Genomic DNA, 21,587 nt, shown 5'->3' on the forward strand with positions numbered 1-21,587 from the left:
TATGTTACGTATTGCCGACAAAACGTTTGATTCACATCTGTTCACCGGTACCGGAAAATTTGCCTCATCACAGCTGATGGTCGAGGCGATTCGCGCCTCCGGCAGCCAGCTGGTGACGCTGGCGATGAAGCGCGTGGATTTGCGCCAGCATAACGATGCCATTCTGGCCCCACTTATCGACGCGGGCGTGACGCTGCTGCCTAACACCTCCGGAGCGAAAACCGCTGAAGAAGCTATTTTCGCCGCCCAACTGGCGCGTGCAGCGCTGGGCACAAACTGGCTGAAATTAGAAATCCACCCGGATGCCCGCTGGCTATTGCCGGATCCGATTGAAACGCTAAAAGCTGCCGCATCGCTAGTGAAACAGGGCTTTGTGGTGCTGCCTTACTGCGGTGCGGATCCGGTACTGTGCAAGCGGCTGGAAGAAGTGGGCTGTGCGGCGGTGATGCCGCTCGGCGCACCCATCGGTTCAAATCAAGGGCTGGCAACCAAAGCGATGCTGGAGATTATTATCCAGCAGGCTACCGTGCCGGTGGTGGTCGACGCCGGGATCGGCGTGCCCAGCCACGCCACACAAGCGCTGGAAATGGGCGCCGACGCGGTGCTGGTCAACACGGCAATCGCCGTGGCGGATGATCCGGTCATGATGGCCACTGCCTTTCGTCTGGCAGTTGAAGCGGGCCTTCTGGCGCGCCAGGCGGTACCCGGAAGCAAAAGTTCGCAGGCAAGCGCCACCAGCCCGTTAACGGGATTCCTGGAGGCCTTCGCATGAAAACCTTCACCGACCGTTGGCGACAGCTTGACTGGGACGACATCCGTCTGCGTATCAACGGGAAAACCGCCGCCGACGTGGAACGCGCCCTCAACGCTTCGCAGCTTAATCGCGATGATTTGATGGCACTGCTCTCCCCCGCCGCCGCCGACTATCTGGAGCCGCTGGCGCAGCGGGCGCAGAAACTCACCCGCCAGCGCTTTGGCAACACCGTGAGCTTTTACGTTCCGCTGTATCTTTCGAATCTCTGCGCCAACGACTGCACCTACTGCGGTTTTTCGATGAGCAACCGTATCAAACGCAAAACGCTGGATGCAGTAGAAATTGCCCGTGAGTGCACGGCTATTCGTGAGATGGGTTTTGAGCACCTGTTGCTGGTCACCGGTGAACATCAGGCAAAAGTCGGGATGGACTATTTTCGTCGCCACTTACCCGCTATTCGCCGCCAGTTTGCCTCATTACAGATGGAAGTACAGCCGCTGTCAGAGGCTGAATATGTGGAGCTGAAGAGGTTGGGGCTGGATGGCGTGATGGTGTATCAGGAGAGCTATCATGAGGGAATTTACGCCCGCCACCATCTGAAGGGTAAAAAGCAGGACTTCTTCTGGCGGCTGGAAACGCCGGACAGGCTGGGCCGCGCAGGGATCGACAAAATCGGTCTTGGCGCATTAATTGGTTTGTCCGACAGTTGGCGAGTCGATTGCTATATGGTGGCTGAACATCTGCTGTGGATGCAGCAGCATTACTGGCAGAGTCGCTACTCCATCTCGTTCCCGCGCTTGCGCCCATGCACCGGAGGCGTTGAGCCCGCATCGATCATGGATGAGCGACAGTTGGTCCAGACCATTTGCGCATTTCGTTTACTGGCGCCAGAAATTGAGCTTTCGCTCTCAACCCGCGAATCGCCATGGTTTCGTGACCATGTGATTCCATTGGCGATCAACAACGTCAGCGCCTTCTCAAAAACCCAGCCCGGTGGTTATGCCGATAACCACCCCGAACTGGAACAGTTCTCCCCGCATGATGCTCGTCGCCCGGGAGCCGTGGCTGAAGCACTGATGGCGCAGGGATTACAGCCCGTGTGGAAAGACTGGGATAGCTATCTGGGACGCGCTGCACAGATGCTCTAAGTCCAACGCTATCACATAAACGAAAAAACCCGCTTTCGCGGGTTTTTCTTCACTTGCACTTAACTGCTCAGGCTCTGGCCTTCATCGCTATCGTAAGCGTTCGTGAAATTATCGGCGATTACAGCGCGACAACGTTAACAGCAGACGGGCCTTTAGCGCCATTCTCCACGGAGAACTCCACTTTTTGACCTTCGTCTAACGTTTTAAAATCGTTACTCTGGATAGCGGAGAAATGTACAAACACATCCTTGCTACCGTCCTGAGGAGTGATGAAGCCGAAACCTTTCTCAGAGTTAAACCATTTTACTAAACCAGTCATTTTGTTAGACATAGATACTTCCTTTCATTTTTTTGAGCCGCTTATGCAGCGAAGATGGCCTGTTTTGCAGAAATTAACTTATGGGGCACTTAGGGAGGAGGCTCATGAAGAAGAGTATCTGAGGATAACGCTTGAACTGAGAACTGCTTTACTAAAACTGCTTACATAAGGTCTGTGTACCAAACCGATGTCGCTATAGTAGACCTACTTCTAATCATTAAGCAAGCATTAATTTTTTTAATACTCATTAAGTAGTGAAATGTTAAACCCTCACGGTTGGGCATCCCGGATAACAGATTGATCTACAACGAACAAAAGCCCTGACCATTGCAGTCAGGGCTTTAAGTTACTACACACTTCAGATTTAACATTAATAAACTTAACGATTTAATACTGCTGATGGTACTACTTTAAAATGTACACGTTTACTACAGATAATATTGGATATTGATACTAACTAAAACCGTCCTCTATTTACCGTTATACACATTCCACCCGCTTGATAATAGAACTCAAGGCTGGTGACCTAAACAAGTACACTTCCCCTCGCGACATATACTCTTTGATGCGTTGCCTTATTTACCTTTGCGATAACCAGAAAAAAAGAAATCGCAAACATTTACTATTAAAACATGGCGTTACATCGTCGCGTTTTACTCATTTTTTGCGATTAGATAAATCAACTACGTGGCCTGAAAGCATTGTCGAAGTGAAAAAAAACGTTTTCAGCGTCGACTATCCCATACAAAAATACTTCGTGGCCTTTATCGCAACCCCCAATAAAACTCTACTAACACTTGCTACGTTAACAGCAAACTACAATTTCTCCGCTGTTAAGTATTAACATACGGGTTTAAAAAACGCTGTCAATACTGTTTTTTATAACATGTCTTTATTGACAGTAATTATATATTCCCGCATGGGATAAGCGAATCAAAAGCCACTGGCCTTGGTCCAGAACGTAGGGTTTTATCTCTTCCTGTAACCGGTTTCAGAAAAAGCGCTTTTCTTTGTGATGCCTTGCACACAATTGCTGCAAAGCAGTTGTTGCTACCGCTGGCTCGCGATAATTATCAACCCACACATGTTGATCGAGACTGCTTATGAAAAACATCGTTTTATGCTGTGCCGCCGGAATGTCCACCAGCATGCTGGTGCAAAGGATGAAAGACGCCGCCCAGAAAAGAGGGGTCGACGTCACTATTAAAGCAGTGCCGGTGGCTGAGTTTGAAGAGAATATCGCCACTGCGGATATCGTGTTGCTCGGTCCACAAGTTAAGTATGAGCAGGCCAAGCTGCAGACGCTCGCCGACCCGCTGGGAAAAAAGGTCGCCGTCATCGATATGATGGATTACGGCATGATGAAAGGCGATGCCGTACTGGACAAGGCGCTGAAACTACTGGAGTGATGGCATGGAAGAGTTAGAAACAATCATCATGGAATTATTGGTAAATGCCGGCGCTGCACGCAGTCAGGCCCTGACAGCGCTGCAACTGGCGCGTAAAGGTGATTTCGCTGGGGCAGAACAAGCGATGACAGAATCACGCGAGTACGTTAAACAAGCGCATAAAATCCAGACCCAGCTGATCGGAATTGACGAAGGTACCGGCAAGCTACCGGTTAATCTTATTACCGTCCATTCGCAGGACCATCTGATGAACGCGATGGTTATTCAGGATTTGGCGGGCGATATGATTGAGCTGTATCGGCGGTTACCGCCAGCCAGTTAACAGACATAAAAAAACCCGCCGAAGCGGGTTTTTTATTATGGTCAGCAACGATTAATCGTTGTCAGAACCGCCCAGGCCTGCGTTCAGCAGTTCTGCCAGGCTGGCAGACGCATCTTCAGCAGTCACCTGCGGAGCAGCTGGCAGTTCGCCCGCTGCGCGACGGCGCATACGATCCTGGTGGTACGCGTAACCGGTACCTGCCGGGATCAGACGACCCACGATGACGTTCTCTTTCAGACCACGCAGTTCATCACGTTTACCTGCAACAGCGGCTTCGGTCAGGACACGCGTGGTTTCCTGGAACGATGCTGCAGAGATGAAGGACTCGGTTGCCAGAGACGCTTTGGTGATACCCAGCAGATCGCGGGAGAACGTTGCACCCACTTTGCCGTTCGCTTCCAGATCGCGGTTGGCAATCTTGACGCGGGAGTATTCAACCTGCTCGCCTTCCAGGAAGTCGGAGCTACCAGCGCTTTCGATGGTGGCTTTACGCAGCATCTGACGAACGATAACTTCAATGTGTTTATCGTTAATCTTAACGCCCTGCAGACGGTATACGTCCTGAACTTCGTTAACGATGTAACGAGTTACAGCATGCACACCACGCAGACGCAGGATGTCGTGCGGCGCTTCCGGACCGTCGGAAACCACGTCACCACGTTCTACACGTTCACCTTCGAACACGTTGAGCTGACGCCATTTCGGAATCATCTCTTCGTACGGTTCGCTACCGTCTACCGGAGTAATAACCAGACGACGTTTCCCTTTGGTTTCTTTACCGAAGGAAATGATACCGCTGATTTCAGCCAGGATTGCCGGCTCTTTCGGACGACGGGCTTCGAACAAGTCCGCAACGCGCGGCAGACCACCGGTGATATCCTTGGTACCGCCGGATTCCTGCGGTACACGCGCCAGGGTGTCACCAGAGCTGATCTGAACGCCATCTTCCAGCTGAACAATCGCTTTACCCGGCAGGAAGTACTGAGCAGGCATATCAGTGCCCGGGATCAGAACGTCGTTGCCCTGAGCATCAACAATTTTCAGTGCCGGACGCAGGTCTTTACCACCCGCAGTACGCTCTGCAGAATCCAGAACCACCAGAGAAGACAGACCGGTCAGCTCGTCGGTCTGACGAGTAATGGTCTGGCCGTCGATCATGTCAGTGAAGCGGACGAAGCCACTTACTTCGGTGATAACCGGCATGGTGTGCGGATCCCAGTTTGCTACGGTTTCGCCGCCAGCAACCTGTTCGCCATCACCCTTCGCCATAACGGAGCCGTAAGGCACTTTATAGCTTTCTTTGGTACGGCCGAATTCGTCGATCAGTTTCAGTTCGGTGTTACGTGAGGTGATAACCAGTTTACCGCTGGAGTTAACAACCGACTTCGCATTGCTCAGACGGATGCTACCTTTGTTTTTCACCTGGATGCTGGATTCAGCAGCCGCACGGGATGCCGCACCACCGATGTGGAACGTACGCATCGTCAGCTGTGTACCCGGTTCACCGATGGACTGTGCCGCGATAACGCCGATTGCTTCACCTTTGTTGATGATGTGGCCACGCGCCAGGTCACGACCGTAGCAGTGCGCACACACACCAAAGTCGGTGTCACAGGATACAACGGAACGTACTTTGACGGAGTCAACGGAGTTCTCTTCCAACAGGTCACACCACTGTTCGTGCAGCAGCGTGTTGCGTGGAACCAGAATGTCCGCCGTACCCGGCTTCAGAACGTCTTCAGCAGTCACACGACCCAGAACGCGATCGCGCAGCGGTTCTTTAACGTCACCACCCTCGATAACCGGGGTCATGGTGATGCCTTCCAGCGTGCCGCAATCGTCTTCAGTAACTACCAGGTCCTGCGCGACGTCAACCAGACGACGAGTCAGATAACCGGAGTTCGCTGTTTTCAGTGCGGTATCCGCCAGACCTTTACGCGCACCGTGAGTAGAGATGAAGTACTGGAGTACGTTCAGACCTTCACGGAAGTTCGCGGTGATTGGCGTTTCGATGATGGAGCCATCTGGCTTCGCCATCAGACCACGCATACCAGCCAGCTGACGAATCTGTGCTGCAGAACCACGCGCACCGGAGTCAGCCATCATGTAGATGCTGTTAAAGGAAACCTGCTGCTCTTCTACGCCGTCACGGTTAATCACGGTTTCGGTTTGCAGGTTATCCATCATCGCTTTGGATACACGATCGTTCGCCGCAGCCCAGATATCGATAACTTTGTTATAGCGTTCGCCTGCGGTTACCAGACCAGACTGGAACTGCTCCTGGATCTCAGCAACTTCAGCTTCCGCTTCAGAGATGATCTCGTGTTTCTTCTCTGGGATGACCATGTCATCAATACCAACAGATGCACCGGAACGCGCTGCATAAGCAAAACCGGTATACATTGTCTGGTCAGCGAAGATAACGGTCGGCTTCAGGCCCAGAATGCGGTAACAGGTGTTCAGCATTTTGGAGATTGCTTTCTTGCCCAGCGCCTGGTTGACGATGGAGAAAGGCAGACCTTTCGGTACGATCATCCACAGAATGGCGCGACCAATGGTCGTGTCTTTCAGGCTGGTGTGCGCAACGAATTCGCCGTTTTCATCTTTTTCATATTCAGTGATACGCACTTTAACGCGCGCATGCAGAGAGGCCAGGCCAGCGCGATAAATACGCTCAGCTTCTTTCGGGCCAGTCAGCACCATGCCTTCGCCTTTAGCGTTAACACAGTCACGGGTCATGTAGTACAGACCCAATACAACGTCCTGAGACGGAACGATGATAGGTTCGCCGTTCGCCGGAGACAGGATGTTGTTGGTAGACATCATCAGCGCACGCGCTTCGAGCTGGGCTTCCAGCGTCAGCGGTACGTGAACAGCCATCTGGTCACCATCGAAGTCGGCGTTATATGCCGCACAAACCAGCGGGTGCAGCTGGATAGCTTTACCTTCGATCAGTACCGGTTCAAATGCCTGGATACCCAGACGGTGCAGGGTTGGCGCACGGTTCAACAGTACCGGGTGTTCGCGGATAACTTCGTCCAGGATATCCCAAACGACAGCTTCTTCACGCTCAACCATTTTCTTCGCGGCTTTGATGGTGGTGGCGAGGCCACGCAGTTCCAACTTGCCGTAAATGAACGGTTTGAACAGTTCCAGTGCCATTTTCTTCGGCAGACCGCACTGATGCAGACGCAGGTATGGACCTACGGTGATTACAGAACGACCGGAGTAGTCAACTCGCTTACCGAGCAGGTTCTGACGGAAACGACCCTGTTTACCTTTGATCATGTCGGCCAAAGATTTCAGAGGACGTTTGTTAGAACCGGTGATCGCACGACCGCGACGACCGTTATCCAGCAGGGCGTCGACCGCTTCCTGCAGCATACGTTTTTCGTTGCGTACGATGATATCTGGCGCAGCCAGATCCAGCAGGCGCTTCAGACGGTTGTTACGGTTAATGACGCGACGATACAGATCGTTCAGGTCAGAAGTCGCGAAACGACCACCATCCAGCGGAACCAGCGGACGCAGATCTGGCGGCAGAACCGGCAGAACGGTCAGGATCATCCACTCTGGCTTGTTGCCAGACTGTACGAAGGCTTCCAGCAGTTTGATACGCTTGGTCAGCTTCTTACGCTTGGTTTCGGAGTTGGTTTCGTTCAGCTCTTCGCGCAGAGTTTCACACTCTTGCTCCAGATCCATGCTCTTCAGCAGGGCCTGGATTGCTTCCGCACCCATCTTCGCGTCGAATTCGTCACCGAACTCTTCCAGCGCGTCCAGATACTGCTCTTCAGTCAGGATCTGTTGACGTTCCAGGTTAGTCATACCGCCTTCGATAACCACATAAGATTCGAAGTACAGTACGCGTTCGATATCACGCAGCGGCATATCGAGCAGCAAACCGATACGGGACGGCAGAGATTTCAGGAACCAAATGTGAGCGGTCGGAGACGCCAGCTCAATGTGGCCCATACGCTCACGGCGTACTTTAGTCTGGGTCACTTCAACGCCGCACTTCTCACAGATCACACCACGGTGTTTCAGGCGCTTGTACTTACCGCACAGGCACTCATAGTCTTTTACTGGCCCAAAGATACGGGCGCAGAAAAGGCCGTCACGTTCAGGTTTGAACGTACGGTAGTTGATGGTTTCCGGCTTCTTAACTTCACCGAAAGACCATGAACGGATCATGTCTGGCGAGGCCAGAGCAATTTTGATCGCATCAAACTCTTCGGTTTTAGTCTGCGCTTTCAGAAACTTTAATAAATCTTTCACGGATTTGCTCCCGTCGGAGTTAGCACAATCTGGCGCTGGCAGTTACGCCAGCACCAGTGACCTGTTTGATCGAGAGTTACTCGTCTTCCAGCTCGATGTTGATACCCAGCGAACGAATCTCTTTCAACAGTACGTTGAAGGATTCCGGCATGCCTGGTTCCATCTGATGGTTGCCGTCCACGATGTTTTTATACATCTTAGTACGACCGTTCACGTCATCAGACTTAACGGTGAGCATTTCCTGCAGGGTGTATGCCGCGCCGTATGCTTCAAGCGCCCACACTTCCATCTCCCCGAAGCGCTGACCACCGAACTGCGCCTTACCACCCAGCGGCTGCTGAGTAACCAGGCTGTAAGAACCGGTAGAACGCGCATGCATTTTGTCATCAACCAGGTGGTTCAGTTTCAGCATGTACATGTAGCCAACGGTAACCTGGCGCTCGAACTGCTCACCGGTACGACCGTCGAACAGTGTGATCTGACCGGAAGTCGGCAGGCCACCCAGCTGTAACAGTTCCTTGATTTCAGACTCTTTCGCACCGTCGAAGACCGGCGTTGCGATCGGCATACCTTTTTTCAGGTTTTCAGCCAGACGCAGAACTTCTTCATCGCTGAAGGTATTCAGGTCAACTTTCTGACGAACATCTGAACCCAGATCGTAAGCACGCTGGATGAATTCGCGCAGTTTCGCGACTTCTTGCTGCTGTTTCAGCATGGCGTTGATCTTATCGCCAATACCTTTCGCAGCCATACCCAGGTGGGTTTCAAGGATCTGACCGATGTTCATACGCGATGGTACGCCCAGCGGGTTCAGTACGATATCTACCGGTGTACCGTTAGCATCGTGTGGCATATCTTCGATCGGGTTGATCTTAGAGATAACACCCTTGTTACCGTGACGACCTGCCATCTTATCACCAGGCTGGATCCGACGTTTAACCGCCAGATAAACCTTAACAATCTTCAGCACGCCCGGTGCCAGATCGTCGCCCTGAGTGATTTTACGGCGTTTCGCTTCGAGTTTTTTCTCAAACTCGTGCTTCAGTTCGTCGTACTGTTCAGCCAGCTGTTCCAGCTGATTCTGTTTCTCTTCGTCGGTCAGGCCGAGTTCTAACCAGCGGTCACGCGGCAGTTTGTCGAGCTTCTCAGCTTCAACACCACCGGAAACCAGCACAGCGTAGATACGGCTGAACAGGCCAGCTTCGAGGATCTGCAGTTCTTCAGACAGGTCTTTTTTCGCCTGCTTCAGCTGCATCTCTTCGATTTCCAGCGCACGTTTGTCTTTTTCTACGCCATCGCGAGTAAAGACCTGAACGTCGATAATCGTACCGGAAACACCGTTTGGCACGCGCAGAGAAGAGTCTTTAACGTCAGACGCTTTCTCACCGAAGATCGCACGCAGCAGCTTCTCTTCTGGCGTCAGCTGGGTTTCACCTTTCGGCGTTACCTTACCAACCAGAATGTCGCCACCGGTCACTTCCGCACCGATATAAACGATACCGGATTCATCCAGTTTGGAGAGCGCAGCTTCACCTACGTTCGGGATGTCAGCGGTGATCTCTTCCGGCCCCAGCTTGGTGTCACGAGACACACATGCCAGTTCCTGGATGTGGATGGTGGTGAAACGGTCTTCCTGGACAACACGCTCGGATACGAGGATGGAGTCTTCGAAGTTATAACCATTCCATGGCATGAATGCCACGCGCATGTTCTGACCCAGCGCCAGTTCACCGAGGTCGGTGGATGGACCGTCTGCCAGCACATCACCACGTTCAACCGGCTCGCCCAGAGATACGCAAGGCATCTGGTTGATACAGGTGTTCTGGTTAGAACGGGTGTATTTGGTCAGGTTATAAATGTCGATACCTGCTTCGCCCGGGTACATCTCGTCTTCGTTAACTTTGATAACGATACGGGAAGCATCCACGTACTGAACAGTACCGCCACGTTTAGCAACTGCAGTAACACCGGAGTCAACGGCAACAGCACGTTCCATACCGGTACCAACCAGCGGCTTATCAGCGCGCAGAGTCGGAACCGCCTGACGTTGCATGTTCGCACCCATCAATGCACGGTTGGCGTCATCGTGTTCCAGGAACGGGATCAGGGACGCACCGACGGATACCACCTGCTGGGTGGATACGTCCATGTAGTCAACCTGGTCGCGGCTGAACAAGCTGGATTCGCCTTTGCTACGGCAGGTAACCAGGTCTTCTACAAAGTGGCCTTCGTCATCCAGGTTGGAGTTCGCCTGAGCGATAACGTAGTTACCTTCTTCGATAGCAGACAGGTAATGAATTTCGTCAGTTACAACACCGTCGGTTACTTTACGGTACGGCGTCTCGAGGAAACCATATTCGTTAGTCTGTGCGTACACGGACAGGGAGTTGATCAGACCGATGTTCGGACCTTCAGGCGTTTCGATTGGACATACGCGACCGTAGTGAGTCGGGTGTACGTCTCGAACTTCGAAGCCTGCACGCTCACGGGTCAGACCGCCTGGGCCGAGTGCAGAGATACGACGTTTGTGCGTAATCTCAGACAGCGGGTTGTTCTGGTCCATAAACTGAGACAGCTGGCTGGAACCAAAGAACTCTTTCACTGCTGCAGAAATCGGCTTGGCGTTGATCATATCCTGAGGCATCAGGGTATCCAGATCGCCCAGAGACAGACGCTCTTTCACCGCACGCTCAACACGCACCAGGCCAACGCGGAATTGGTTTTCCGCCATTTCGCCTACGGAACGGATACGACGGTTGCCGAGGTGGTCGATATCATCGACTTCGCCTTTACCGTTACGGATATCGATGAGCTTCTTCATCACTTCGATGATGTCGTCTTTGCTCAGGATACCGGAACCTTCGATTTCGTCGCGCAGCAGAGAACGGTTGAACTTCATACGACCAACCGCAGACAGGTCATAGCGGTCTTCGGAGAAGAACAGGTTCTCAAACAGGCTTTCAGCAGCTTCACGAGTCGGCGGCTCACCAGGGCGCATCATGCGGTAGATTTCTACCAGCGCGCTCAGACGATCGTTGGTTGGGTCGACGCGTACAGTTTCAGAAATGTACGGACCGTGGTCCAGATCGTTAGTGAACAGCGTTTCGATACGTTTGTGGCCAGACTGGCTCAGCTTAGCCAGCAGATCCAGGCTCAGCTCCATGTTAGCTGCGCAGATCAGCTCGCCAGTAGATTCGTCAACGTAGTCTTTAGCCGCAACTTTACCAGCAATGTATTCAACCGGAACTTCGATATGTTTGATATCGTCTTTTTCCAGTTGGCGAATGTGGCGCGCAGTGATGCGACGGCCTTTTTCGACGTAGACTTTGCCGTTAGCTTCGATGTCAAAGGAGGCGGTTTCACCACGCAGGCGTTCCGGCACCAGTTCCATCTGCAGCTTGTTGTCACGAATTTCGAAAACAACTTTCTCAAAGAACAGATCAAGGATCTGCTCAGTGGTGTAGTTCAGCGCACGCAGAATGATGGTCGCAGGTAGTTTACGGCGACGGTCAATACGTACGAACAGGTTGTCCTTCGGATCGAATTCGAAGTCCAGCCAGGAACCACGGTAAGGAATGATGCGCGCGTTATACAGCACTTTACCCGAAGAGTGGGTTTTACCTTTGTCGGAGTCAAAGAAGACGCCAGGACTACGGTGCAGCTGAGAAACGATAACACGCTCAGTACCGTTGATAACAAAGGTACCGTTGTCAGTCATGAGCGGAATTTCGCCCATGTAGACTTCTTGTTCTTTAATGTCTTTTACGGTGCCTTCCGGCGCTTCGCGCTCGTAGATCACCAGACGCAGTTTTACGCGCAGCGGTGCGGAATAGGTCACGCCACGGATCTGACATTCCTGAACGTCAAACACCGGTTCGCCAAGGCGGTAGCTGACGTATTGCAGCTCGGAATTACCGCTATAGCTCTGAATCGGGAAAACGGAACGGAAGGCTGCTTCCAGACCATACTGCCCTTCAGGATCTTGCTCGATGAACTTCTGAAACGAGTCAAGCTGGATAGAAAGGAGATAAGGTATGTCCAGTACTTGTGGACGTTTACCAAAATCCTTACGAATACGTTTTTTCTCGGTATAGGAGTAAACCATTAGGGTTCCTCAGCTCGCTGACAAGTCGACCCATCTGTCCGACGAAGGGACAGTTTGTGCAACACTATTTTGTTGACCGGAAAATCGAATACTTTCCGCAATGCCTGTTGCTATCACGCTTAAACCATTTCATTGCGATTTACACAGAACGGACGCTCTGTCGCAGTATATTAAGACGTCGATAGAAACAAGCATTGAAAGGCACAACAGTAGTCAAACAGTGTGAAATGCTACTGGCGCCTTACAGCGCAAAAAGGCTGGTGACTAAAAAGTCACCAGCCATCAGCCTAATTTCTTAGGCTGCAACCAGAAAAGTTGGCTTATTTAACTTCAACTTCAGCGCCAGCTTCTTCCAGAGATTTTTTCAGTGCTTCTGCGTCGTCTTTGCTCACGCCTTCTTTCAGCGCAGCCGGTGCAGATTCTACCAGGTCTTTAGCTTCTTTCAGACCCAGGCCAGTTGCGCCACGTACTGCTTTGATAACAGCAACTTTGTTAGCGCCAGCAGCTTTCAGAATTACGTCGAATTCAGTTTTTTCTTCAGCAGCTTCAGCCGGGCCAGCAGCTACAGCTACAGCAGCAGCAGCGGAAACACCGAATTTTTCTTCCATTGCAGAAATCAGTTCTACAACGTCCATTACGGACATAGCGGATACTGCTTCAATGATTTGATCTTTAGTGATAGACATTTAAATTGTTCCTGAAAATCAGAATAAGTTTATACGTAAGCAGATGCCTGAGAAAGATAACTGCGATTAAGCAGCTTCTTTCGCATCGCGTACAGCAGCCAGAGTACGAACCAGTTTGCCAGCCGAAGCTTCTTTCATGGTTGCCATCAGGCGTGCAATTGCTTCTTCGTAGGTCGGCAGGGTTGCCAGGCGATCGATGTTCGATGCCGTGATCAACTCACCTTCAAAGGCTGCGGCTTTGACCTCAAATTTTGCATTCGCTTTCGCGAACTCTTTGAACAGACGAGCAGCAGCGCCCGGGTGTTCCATAGAGTATGCAATCAGGGTCGGACCAACAAACGTGTCTTTCAGGCACTCAAACTGAGTACCTTCAACGACGCGGCGCAGCAGGGTGTTACGAACAACACGCATGTATACGCCAGCTTCACGACCTGCTTTACGCAGTTCAGTCATTTTATCTACAGTTACGCCACGGGAATCCGCAACTACTGCAGACAGCGCGCCTTTGGCTACTTCGCTGACTTCAGCAACAATCGCTTGTTTGTCTTGAAGATTTAAAGCCATTAGCTTTGCTCCTGGATGTTTGCCGGAACTCATGTTCCGGAACTCACTTCACTCTCCCCAACGGAGAGAGCGTCTAAATACGGTGAGCAGAAACAAGCCAGAGTATCAGAAATAATCTTAGCGTTCTGTCACCGTCTACGCAGGGCATTAAGTTTCTGACGAAACACCTGCGGTCTTCGACGGAGGCCTGGATAGGCCAGGCTCCAACGAACAAATCTTGTCTATCTGTCGTTATTCAATCTGTGGCGGCGTTGACTGTCTTCGTTCACACCAGTCACATAGTTAACTATGTGACTGGCGATTCACTCAGTTGTCGCCTTGCCACAGCCTGAATATCTCGGATATACGTCTGCAATTAGCAGAAACGTGGGGGTAAGATTGTAGACAAAATCACCGCCCACGTAAAGGCGAATATTAGTTCGCCACAGTCGCAGTCAGACCGGACTGATCAACGGCAACACCAGCACCCATGGTGGTGGAGATGCTAACTTTCTTGATGTACACGCCTTTTGCCTGAGTCGGTTTTGCTTTTTTCAGCGCAACCAGCAGAGCTTCCAGGTTTTCTTTCAGTTTGTCAGCGTCAAAATCCACTTTACCGATGGTGGTGTGGATGATGCCGTTTTTGTCGTTACGGTAACGAACCTGACCCGCTTTAGCGTTCTTAACCGCTTCAGCAACGTTAGGGGTTACAGTACCAACTTTCGGGTTTGGCATCAGGCCGCGCGGACCCAGAACCTGACCCAGCTGGCCAACAACGCGCATTGCATCCGGAGAAGCAATAACAACGTCAAAGTTCATTTCGCCTTTCTTGATCTGGTCAGCCAGATCTTCCATACCTACCAGCTCAGCGCCTGCAGCTTTAGCAGCTTCAGCGTTTGCGCCCTGGGTAAATACGGCTACGCGAACGGAACGGCCAGTACCGTGCGGCAGTACAGTTGCACCACGTACGTTCTGGTCAGATTTACGAGCGTCGATGCCGAGGTTAACAGCAACGTCCACGCTTTCTACGAATTTAGCAGTGGCCAGCTCTTTCAGCAGAGCGATAGCTTCGTTGATGTCGTACTGTTTAGTAGCATCAACTTTGTCACGGATCACGGACATGCGCTTGGTCAGTTTAGCCATTTCTTAGTCCTCCACTACCAGGCCCATGGAACGTGCAGTACCTTCAATGGAGCGAGTCATCGCTTCAATGTCGGAACCAGTCATGTCGGCAGCTTTGGTCTGCGCGATTTCCTGCAGCTGAGCGCGGGAAATTTTACCCACTTTGTCTTTGTTCGGCTTGCCGGAACCAGACTTGATACCAGCCGCTTTCTTCAGCAGAACTGCTGCCGGAGGCGTTTTGGTAACGAAAGTGAAAGAACGGTCAGCGTAAACGGTAATAACAACCGGAATCGGCAGACCTTTTTCCATGGAGTCAGTCTTAGCGTTGAACGCTTTGCAGAATTCCATGATGTTCACGCCTTGTTGACCCAGTGCTGGACCTACCGGCGGACTCGGGTTAGCCATACCAGCTGCAACCTGCAGCTTGACATAGGCTTGGACTTTCTTAGCCATTCTAAATTCCTCTGATTGGGTTATAGCGCCTCGAAGAGGCTCCCCGTGATTAAATTCGTTTTACGGATAGGATCCATAAAAACAAAAGGCGCGAAATTGTATTCCAATCTCGCGCCTTGTGCAACGATTAAATCGTCGCTTTTTTGATCGGCGTATTAGGCTTTTTCAACCTGCGCGAAGTCCAGTTCAACCGGAGTCGCACGACCGAAGATAGATACGGAAACTTTCAGACGAGACTTCTCGTAGTCCACTTCTTCAACGACGCCGTTAAAGTCAGCAAACGGACCGTCGCTAACACGAACCATTTCACCTGGCTCAAACATCGTTTTCGGACGCGGCTTATCGCCAACCTGCTGCAGACGGTTCATGATCGCATCAACTTCTTTGTCGCTGATCGGCGCCGGACGATCAGATGTACCGCCGATAAAGCCCATCACACGCGGCACGCTGCGCACCAGGTGCCAGCTTGCATCATTCATCACCATCTGGACCAGTACATAGCCCGGGAAGAATTTACGTTCGCTCTTGCGACGCTGGCCACCACGGATTTCAACCACTTCTTCGGTCGGCACCATGACTTCGCCAAAAAGCTCTTCCATATTTTGTAACTTGATATATTCGCGCAGCGACGTGGCTACGCGGCCTTCAAAACCGGAAAACGCCTGAACGACGTACCAGCGCTTTTTAGGGGCTTCAGACATCTTAGAACCTCAGGCCAGTGATAAAGGATACCAGGCGAACCAGAATACCATCCAGTCCCCACAGGATCAGTGACATTACTGCGGTAACCGCAGCCACAATTAATGTGGTGTGCAATGTTTCCTGGCGAGTTGGCCAAATGACCTTACGGACTTCGGTTCTCGCTTCACGGGCAAAAGCAACGGTCGCTTTACCTTTTGTTGTCAACAGCGCGACACCACCCGCTGCGGCAATCAGAATCACTACGGCCAGCGCACGCAGCGGCAGCATCATGTCACGATAGAGGTAGTTGCCAACGATAGCTACAAGCAGCAATACAGCGACAACAACCCACTTCATCGCTTCCAGGCCGCGCCCGCTTCCTTGAGCTTCGGTATTCGCACTCATAAACCAACCTGTCAGAAGTATTCTACAAACATTTTCACCCCGCGTAAGCGAGGCGATCCAAACCGAAATGCTCTGGTGCGTTTCGGACTAAACGCCCTCTTCAGAGCCTGTCTCAGCAATGATTATGACAAAAAAAATCACTGATGAGCCAGGTTCTGGTGTGAAAGCGTGCAAAAAGGGCATCAAATGATGCCCTTTTATTGCGCATTGCGTCAAATGTTATTCGGCAATTAGCTCATTACTTTGGCAACAACGCCCGCACCAACAGTACGGCCGCCTTCACGGATTGCGAAACGCAGACCGTCGTCCATCGCGATTGGGTGGATCAGGGTAACAACCATTTTGATGTTGTCGCCCGGCATTACCATCTCAACGCCTTCCGGCAGTTCGATGGTACCAGTCACGTCAGTAGTACGGAAGTAGAACTGCGGACGGTAGCCTTTGAAGAACGGAGTATGACGGCCGCCTTCGTCTTTGGACAGAATGTACACTTCAGATTCGAACTTGGTGTGCGGCTTGATAGAGCCCGGCTTAGCCAGTACCTGACCACGTTCGATTTCTTCACGTTTGATACCACGCAGCAGAACACCAACGTTCTCACCAGCACGGCCTTCGTCCAGCAGTTTGCGGAACATTTCAACGCCAGTACAGGTAGACTTGGCAGTCTCTTTGATACCAACGATTTCAACTTCTTCACCAACTTTGATGATACCGCGCTCTACACGACCGGTAACAACGGTACCACGACCGGAGATGGAGAATACGTCTTCGATTGGCAGCAGGAACGGCTTATCGATAGCACGTTCTGGTTCTGGGATGTAAGAATCCAGGAAGCCAGCCAGTTCGATGATTTTCGCTTCCCACTCTGCTTCGCCTTCCAGCGCTTTCAGAGCAGAACCACGAACGATCGGCGTGTCGTCGCCCGGGAAATCGTACTGAGACAGAAGTTCACGAACTTCCATTTCTACCAGTTCCAGCAGCTCTTCGTCATCAACCATGTCGCATTTGTTCAGGAACACGATGATGTACGGAACGCCTACCTGACGACCCAGCAGGATGTGCTCACGAGTCTGCGGCATCGGGCCGTCAGTCGCAGCAACAACCAGGATCGCGCCGTCCATCTGCGCAGCACCGGTGATCATGTTTTTAACATAGTCGGCGTGGCCCGGGCAGTCTACGTGTGCGTAGTGGCGAGTCGGGGTGTCATATTCAACGTGAGAAGTGTTGATGGTGATACCACGAGCTTTTTCTTCCGGCGCGTTATCGATCTGGTCGAATGCACGCGCAGCACCGCCGTAGGTTTTAGCCAGTACGGTAGTGATTGCAGCGGTCAGCGTTGTTTTACCATGGTCAACGTGGCCGATAGTACCGACGTTAACGTGCGGTTTAGTACGTTCAAATTTTTCTTTAGACATCGATTGTCCCTCTAAGACACGGATAAATCGGTGATATCACCACATCAACCAGGCAATATACCTGAGCTGTTGAATGCTTTTAAAAGTAAACAGAGAGAAACGGGAAGGAGAAGTGAAGTGGTGCTGATACCCAGAGTCGAACTGGGGACCTCACCCTTACCAAGGGTGCGCTCTACCAACTGAGCCATATCAGCACGTCTGGAGCGGGCAGCGGGAATCGAACCCGCATCATCAGCTTGGAAGGCTGAGGTAATAGCCATTATACGATGCCCGCATCCTGAAACTCGGCTACCCAGTTCTTTCTGTAACAAAAAAGAGATTGCTCTCTTTTCTGTTCGAGCTGGTTAATTTTTTAACCAACTCAGGCGGCATTAACGCTGCCAGAAAGTGGTGGTGGGGGAAGGATTCGAACCTTCGAAGTCTGTGACGGCAGATTTACAGTCTGCTCCCTTTGGCCGCTCGGGAACCCCACCGGACTTGATGGTGCCGACTACCGGAATCGAACTGGTGACCTACTGATTACAAGTCAGTTGCTCTACCTACTGAGCTAAGTCGGCATCAAGTAGCGCGCATTTTATGGAGACATGCGCACTCATGCAACTAAAAAATTGCATAAAATGTTCTATCGCTCACATTTTGCACTATACGACCGATAAATAATCTATTTTCTCTTTGGGTTGAACAAATTTCCAACGCCAGGCCCCCTCCCAGAGGGGTATTTTGCTCCGACATGCGGTTATCAATAGAGAGAAAGCGCATCTTTATACATCTGGAATAGCCGTCACATTGCGTTTCAGGGGATGATTTTTTCTTATTATTCCCCCTCATCTGGTGTTACCCTCCTGCCCATTGTCCAAATTAACTGAAATGTGCATGCCATTGCGGACCGGGGACGATTTCGTTTTTTACCGCAAACCTGATAGAGCAATGGCAGCCAGACCATGCGTATGAGTATAAAAGAGCAAGCGTTAACGTCGCCTTATCTACAGTTTGATCGCAACCAGTGGGCTGCGCTTCGTGATTCCGTGCCGATGACCCTGACCGAGGAAGAAATTGCTCGTTTGAAAGGCATAAACGAAGACTTATCGCTGGAAGAAGTTGCCGAGATTTATTTGCCTCTATCGCGTTTGCTAAATTTTTACATCAGTTCGAACCTGCGGCGTCAGGCGGTGCTGGAGCAATTTTTAGGCACCAACGGCGAGCGTATTCCTTATATCATTAGCATTGCTGGCAGTGTCGCTGTTGGCAAAAGTACGACTGCACGCGTGTTGCAGGCGCTGCTCAGTCGCTGGCCCGAGCATCGTAAGGTTGAGCTGATTACAACAGACGGTTTTCTTCATCCTAACCAGGTGCTGAAAGATCGCGGCCTTATGAAGAAGAAAGGCTTTCCGCAGTCCTATGATATGCACCGGCTGGTTAAATTCGTTTCCGATCTGAAGTCTGGCGTTCCCAACGTTACGGCGCCGGTTTATTCTCATCTGATCTATGATGTGATCCCTGATGGCGACAAAACCGTTGCCCAGCCCGATATATTAATACTCGAAGGACTCAATGTATTACAAAGCGGCATGGACTACCCTCACGATCCGCATCATGTATTTGTTTCTGATTTTGTCGACTTTTCTATTTATGTTGATGCGCCAGAAGAATTACTCCAGACATGGTATATCAATCGCTTCCTGAAATTCCGCGAAGGGGCATTCACCAACCCAGACTCTTATTTCCATAACTATGCGAAATTGTCAGAAGATGAGGCCATCAACACGGCTACATCACTGTGGAAAGAAATTAACTGGTTGAATTTAAAACAAAACATATTGCCAACGCGTGAGCGAGCCAGCTTGATTATGACCAAAAGCGCCAATCATGCCGTTGAGCAAGTCAGGCTGCGTAAATAAATAAAAAAGGGGAGCCTGAGCTCCCCTTCTTATTATTCAGCGCTTCTAAGCGATATTTCCCCGCCCATCCAGGGTTTTACCACGCCATTTTGTTCAAGCAGCAATGCACCCTGCGCATCTATTCCACGCGATATACCAAATATTTCTTTATCACCAATAATGAGTTTAACGGGACGGTCGATAAAGTTATCCAGTGCCTTCCAGCGGGACAGATATGGCGCTAACCCCTCTTGCTCAAACAGTACCAACGCAGCACGCAGCTCGCGGATCAGTCGGGCAGCCAGAGTATTACGGTCAATATTAATACCCGCTTCCTGTAGGTTAATCCAGCCTTGATTAACCACATTCTCTTCAACCCGACGCATGGACATGTTAATACCCGCGCCAATAACAATCTGCGCGGCATCCCCCGTCTTACCGGTGAGTTCTACCAGGATCCCTGCCAGCTTACGGTCGAGCAAATAGAGATCGTTCGGCCATTTAACACGTACTTTATCCGCACCCAGATCGCGTAAAACCTCAGCCATGACAATACCAATCACCAGGCTCAGGCCAATTGCAGCAGCCGGACCTTGCTCCAGCCGCCAGAACATCGAGAGGTATAGGTTAGCACCAAAGGGAGAGAACCATTTGCGTCCCCTGCGACCACGCCCGGCCTGCTGATATTCAGCGACGCAGGCATCTCCTGACTCAAGTTGGCTAATCCGATCCATCAGGTACTGATTGGTTGAGTCGATAACCGGCAGGACGGTAATATTTCCACCATCCAACTGAGAATGAATAAGTGATGAATCTAATAGCTGGATAGGTTCAGGTAAGCTATATCCTTTACCAGGGACAGTAAATACATCAACACCCCAGTCACGTAGCGTCTGGACATGCTTATTGATTGCCGCACGGCTCATCCCCAGCTTTTCACCGAGTTGCTCACCGGAGTGAAATTCGCCATCGGCTAATAATGAAATAAGCGTCAGGGGGACAGTATTATCCTTCATGCAACGATCTCCACGGCATTAACCTCACCTTGCGGGCCGATAAACCGGACTTCCGGTTCGAGCCAGACGTTGAATTTCTCACCGACTTTTTGGCGTACGTGATGCGCAAGTTGCACCACATCCTGACTCGTAGCATGGTCTGCATTGATCAGCACCAGTGCTTGCTGCTGGTGTACCGCTGCGCCGCCAATGCGCATACCTTTCAGCTGGCATTGATCGATAAGCCAGCCAGCAGCCAGTTTCACAGAGCCATCAGCTTGCGGGTAATGAGGTGCTGTCGGGAATTTAGCCAGAAGATCCTGTGCAATATCTGCGCTGACAACCGGATTTTTAAAGAAACTCCCCGCATTACCGTTTACTTTTGGATCGGGCAGCTTTGTGGTGCGCATATGGCAAACAGAATCAAAAACCTGCTGAGGCGTTACCGTTGCAGAGTCAAGACGTGTCAGGTCACCGTAAGTGAGAACAGGCTGCCAATGTTTAGCTAAACGCAGCCCAACGGCTACAATCGCGAAACGATCCTGGTACTCATGTTTGAAGATGCTGTCACGGTAACCAAATCGGCATTCTGCAGCGCTGACACGCAGATGTTTGCCGGTCGAAAGCTCTACGCAGTCCACATATTCGCAGACGCGCTGCAGCTCCACGCCATAGGCACCAATATTTTGGATGGGGGATGAACCAACGCAACCAGGGATCATCGCCAGATTTTCGAGGCCAGGCATGTTGTGCTCCAGAGCATAACGTACCAGCTGATGCCAGTTTTCACCCGCGCCTACGTGTAGATACCATGCGTCAGGCTTCTCTGTAACCTCGATACCTTTGATACGGTTGACGATCACCGTGCCATGGAAAGTATCAAGAAACAGGACGTTACTCCCCTCACCCAGAATCAGTACCGGATGATGTGATGCATTGGCAGCATGCCAGGCGTTCAACAGTTGTTGCTCATTTTCAGCACAAACAATCTCGTTGGCAGGCTGGTCAATGCCGAAGGTGTTCCAGGCTTTAAGGGAGTGATTCATAGACGCTTTCCTGATGCAAAATCGCGCTTAGT

General features: G+C 51.2%; 17 protein-coding genes, 4 tRNA genes and 1 pseudogene. 6 read left to right on the top strand and 16 right to left on the bottom strand.

What is annotated here, in order from left to right; translation table 11 throughout:
- Window position 1 precedes the first annotated feature (1 nt).
- Both thiG and thiH read left to right on the top strand, forming a co-directional pair.
- Window positions 2-772 (top strand): thiazole synthase, encoded by a 771-nt coding sequence (gene thiG / locus NMD08_RS24250; protein WP_370619214.1) that lies wholly within the window; start codon window positions 2-4, stop codon window positions 770-772.
- Window positions 769-1,902 carry a 2-iminoacetate synthase ThiH gene (gene thiH, locus NMD08_RS24255; RefSeq protein ID WP_252839080.1) on the top strand — a complete coding sequence of 378 codons (1,134 nt, stop codon included), beginning with the start codon at window positions 769-771 and terminating at the stop codon, window positions 1,900-1,902. Before thiG ends, thiH begins: the two co-directional genes overlap by 4 nt.
- Before the next feature lie 118 nt (window positions 1,903-2,020).
- On the opposite strand, the gene cspA is transcribed toward thiH, so the two are convergent.
- On the bottom strand, window positions 2,021-2,233 hold the full coding sequence (cspA, locus tag NMD08_RS24260) for an RNA chaperone/antiterminator CspA (protein WP_016155304.1): 213 nt from the start codon (window positions 2,231-2,233) through the stop codon (window positions 2,021-2,023).
- A 1,091-nt stretch (window positions 2,234-3,324) separates the two neighbouring features.
- Here cspA and NMD08_RS24265 point away from each other — a divergent pair.
- On the top strand, window positions 3,325-3,630 hold the full coding sequence (locus tag NMD08_RS24265) for a PTS sugar transporter subunit IIB (protein ID WP_151218799.1): 306 nt from the start codon (window positions 3,325-3,327) through the stop codon (window positions 3,628-3,630).
- A gap of 4 nt (window positions 3,631-3,634) precedes the next feature.
- Window positions 3,635-3,952, top strand: coding sequence for a PTS lactose/cellobiose transporter subunit IIA (locus NMD08_RS24270; protein ID WP_151218800.1), 318 nt, complete (start codon window positions 3,635-3,637; stop codon window positions 3,950-3,952).
- A gap of 51 nt (window positions 3,953-4,003) precedes the next feature.
- On the opposite strand, the gene rpoC is transcribed toward NMD08_RS24270, so the two are convergent.
- The 13 genes from rpoC to NMD08_RS24335 all read right to left on the bottom strand — a co-directional run bounded on the left by rpoC (window position 4,004) and on the right by NMD08_RS24335 (window position 18,194).
- Window positions 4,004-8,227, bottom strand: a complete 4,224-nt coding sequence (rpoC, locus tag NMD08_RS24275) for a DNA-directed RNA polymerase subunit beta' (protein WP_006688360.1) — start codon at window positions 8,225-8,227, stop codon at window positions 4,004-4,006.
- 76 nt (window positions 8,228-8,303) lie between these two features.
- Complete coding sequence (gene rpoB / locus NMD08_RS24280) at window positions 8,304-12,332, bottom strand: DNA-directed RNA polymerase subunit beta (RefSeq protein WP_003033111.1); 4,029 nt, start codon at window positions 12,330-12,332, stop codon at window positions 8,304-8,306.
- A gap of 320 nt (window positions 12,333-12,652) precedes the next feature.
- Window positions 12,653-13,018 (bottom strand): 50S ribosomal protein L7/L12, encoded by a 366-nt coding sequence (rplL, locus tag NMD08_RS24285; RefSeq protein ID WP_000028882.1) that lies wholly within the window; start codon window positions 13,016-13,018, stop codon window positions 12,653-12,655.
- Window positions 13,019-13,084: 66 nt separating this feature from the next.
- Window positions 13,085-13,582: a 50S ribosomal protein L10 gene (rplJ, locus tag NMD08_RS24290; protein WP_005132895.1), complete on the bottom strand. Its 498-nt coding sequence runs from the start codon at window positions 13,580-13,582 to the stop codon at window positions 13,085-13,087.
- A 414-nt stretch (window positions 13,583-13,996) separates the two neighbouring features.
- The gene (gene rplA / locus NMD08_RS24295) at window positions 13,997-14,704 is read right to left on the bottom strand and encodes a 50S ribosomal protein L1 (RefSeq protein WP_005132897.1); all 708 of its coding nucleotides are present in this window, start codon (window positions 14,702-14,704) and stop codon (window positions 13,997-13,999) included.
- Window positions 14,705-14,707: 3 nt separating this feature from the next.
- Complete coding sequence (gene rplK / locus NMD08_RS24300) at window positions 14,708-15,136, bottom strand: 50S ribosomal protein L11 (RefSeq protein WP_003033122.1); 429 nt, start codon at window positions 15,134-15,136, stop codon at window positions 14,708-14,710.
- Window positions 15,137-15,291: 155 nt separating this feature from the next.
- On the bottom strand, window positions 15,292-15,837 hold the full coding sequence (nusG, locus tag NMD08_RS24305; RefSeq protein WP_003033125.1) for a transcription termination/antitermination protein NusG: 546 nt from the start codon (window positions 15,835-15,837) through the stop codon (window positions 15,292-15,294).
- A gap of 1 nt (window position 15,838) precedes the next feature.
- A complete protein-coding gene (gene secE / locus NMD08_RS24310) occupies window positions 15,839-16,222 on the bottom strand; it encodes a preprotein translocase subunit SecE (protein WP_003033128.1) in 384 nt (127 codons plus the stop codon).
- A gap of 230 nt (window positions 16,223-16,452) precedes the next feature.
- Window positions 16,453-17,637, bottom strand: a complete 1,185-nt coding sequence (gene tuf / locus NMD08_RS24315) for an elongation factor Tu (RefSeq protein WP_003031109.1) — start codon at window positions 17,635-17,637, stop codon at window positions 16,453-16,455.
- A 118-nt stretch (window positions 17,638-17,755) separates the two neighbouring features.
- A tRNA-Thr gene (locus NMD08_RS24320) sits at window positions 17,756-17,831 on the bottom strand.
- 5 nt (window positions 17,832-17,836) lie between these two features.
- Window positions 17,837-17,911 (bottom strand) — tRNA-Gly (locus tag NMD08_RS24325).
- Between the two features lie 114 nt (window positions 17,912-18,025).
- Window positions 18,026-18,110, bottom strand: a tRNA-Tyr gene (locus NMD08_RS24330).
- An 8-nt stretch (window positions 18,111-18,118) separates the two neighbouring features.
- Window positions 18,119-18,194, bottom strand: a tRNA-Thr gene (locus tag NMD08_RS24335).
- Window positions 18,195-18,213: 19 nt separating this feature from the next.
- Between NMD08_RS24335 and NMD08_RS24340 the strand changes: the two are divergent.
- Together NMD08_RS24340 and coaA are read left to right on the top strand one after the other, a co-directional pair.
- Window positions 18,214-18,294: pseudogene (locus tag NMD08_RS24340) on the top strand (hypothetical protein); the annotation flags it as partial.
- Window positions 18,295-18,584: 290 nt separating this feature from the next.
- A complete protein-coding gene (coaA, locus tag NMD08_RS24345; RefSeq protein WP_003031107.1) occupies window positions 18,585-19,535 on the top strand; it encodes a type I pantothenate kinase in 951 nt (316 codons plus the stop codon).
- A gap of 32 nt (window positions 19,536-19,567) precedes the next feature.
- Here the strand turns inward: coaA and birA are convergent, their stop codons facing one another.
- On the bottom strand, window positions 19,568-20,530 hold the full coding sequence (birA, locus tag NMD08_RS24350; RefSeq protein WP_151220040.1) for a bifunctional biotin--[acetyl-CoA-carboxylase] ligase/biotin operon repressor BirA: 963 nt from the start codon (window positions 20,528-20,530) through the stop codon (window positions 19,568-19,570).
- Window positions 20,527-21,555, bottom strand: coding sequence for a UDP-N-acetylmuramate dehydrogenase (murB, locus tag NMD08_RS24355; RefSeq protein ID WP_370619216.1), 1,029 nt, complete (start codon window positions 21,553-21,555; stop codon window positions 20,527-20,529). Before murB ends, birA begins: the two co-directional genes overlap by 4 nt.
- Window positions 21,556-21,587: the final 32 nt, after the last annotated feature.

The organism is Citrobacter meridianamericanus (assembly GCF_041320245.1).
Classification (GTDB): Bacteria; Pseudomonadota; Gammaproteobacteria; order Enterobacterales; family Enterobacteriaceae; genus Citrobacter; species Citrobacter meridianamericanus.

Coding starts and splice junctions, on each gene's coding strand:
- thiG (WP_370619214.1), top strand. CDS start 2: ATGTTACGTATTGCCGACAAAACGTTTGATTCACATCTGTTCACCGGT.
- thiH (WP_252839080.1), top strand. CDS start 769: ATGAAAACCTTCACCGACCGTTGGCGACAGCTTGACTGGGACGACATC.
- cspA (WP_016155304.1), bottom strand. CDS start 2,233: ATGTCTAACAAAATGACTGGTTTAGTAAAATGGTTTAACTCTGAGAAA.
- NMD08_RS24265 (WP_151218799.1), top strand. CDS start 3,325: ATGAAAAACATCGTTTTATGCTGTGCCGCCGGAATGTCCACCAGCATG.
- NMD08_RS24270 (WP_151218800.1), top strand. CDS start 3,635: ATGGAAGAGTTAGAAACAATCATCATGGAATTATTGGTAAATGCCGGC.
- rpoB (WP_003033111.1), bottom strand. CDS start 12,332: ATGGTTTACTCCTATACCGAGAAAAAACGTATTCGTAAGGATTTTGGT.
- rplL (WP_000028882.1), bottom strand. CDS start 13,018: ATGTCTATCACTAAAGATCAAATCATTGAAGCAGTATCCGCTATGTCC.
- rplJ (WP_005132895.1), bottom strand. CDS start 13,582: ATGGCTTTAAATCTTCAAGACAAACAAGCGATTGTTGCTGAAGTCAGC.
- rplA (WP_005132897.1), bottom strand. CDS start 14,704: ATGGCTAAACTGACCAAGCGCATGTCCGTGATCCGTGACAAAGTTGAT.
- rplK (WP_003033122.1), bottom strand. CDS start 15,136: ATGGCTAAGAAAGTCCAAGCCTATGTCAAGCTGCAGGTTGCAGCTGGT.
- nusG (WP_003033125.1), bottom strand. CDS start 15,837: ATGTCTGAAGCCCCTAAAAAGCGCTGGTACGTCGTTCAGGCGTTTTCC.
- secE (WP_003033128.1), bottom strand. CDS start 16,222: ATGAGTGCGAATACCGAAGCTCAAGGAAGCGGGCGCGGCCTGGAAGCG.
- tuf (WP_003031109.1), bottom strand. CDS start 17,637: ATGTCTAAAGAAAAATTTGAACGTACTAAACCGCACGTTAACGTCGGT.
- coaA (WP_003031107.1), top strand. CDS start 18,585: ATGAGTATAAAAGAGCAAGCGTTAACGTCGCCTTATCTACAGTTTGAT.
- birA (WP_151220040.1), bottom strand. CDS start 20,530: ATGAAGGATAATACTGTCCCCCTGACGCTTATTTCATTATTAGCCGAT.
- murB (WP_370619216.1), bottom strand. CDS start 21,555: ATGAATCACTCCCTTAAAGCCTGGAACACCTTCGGCATTGACCAGCCT.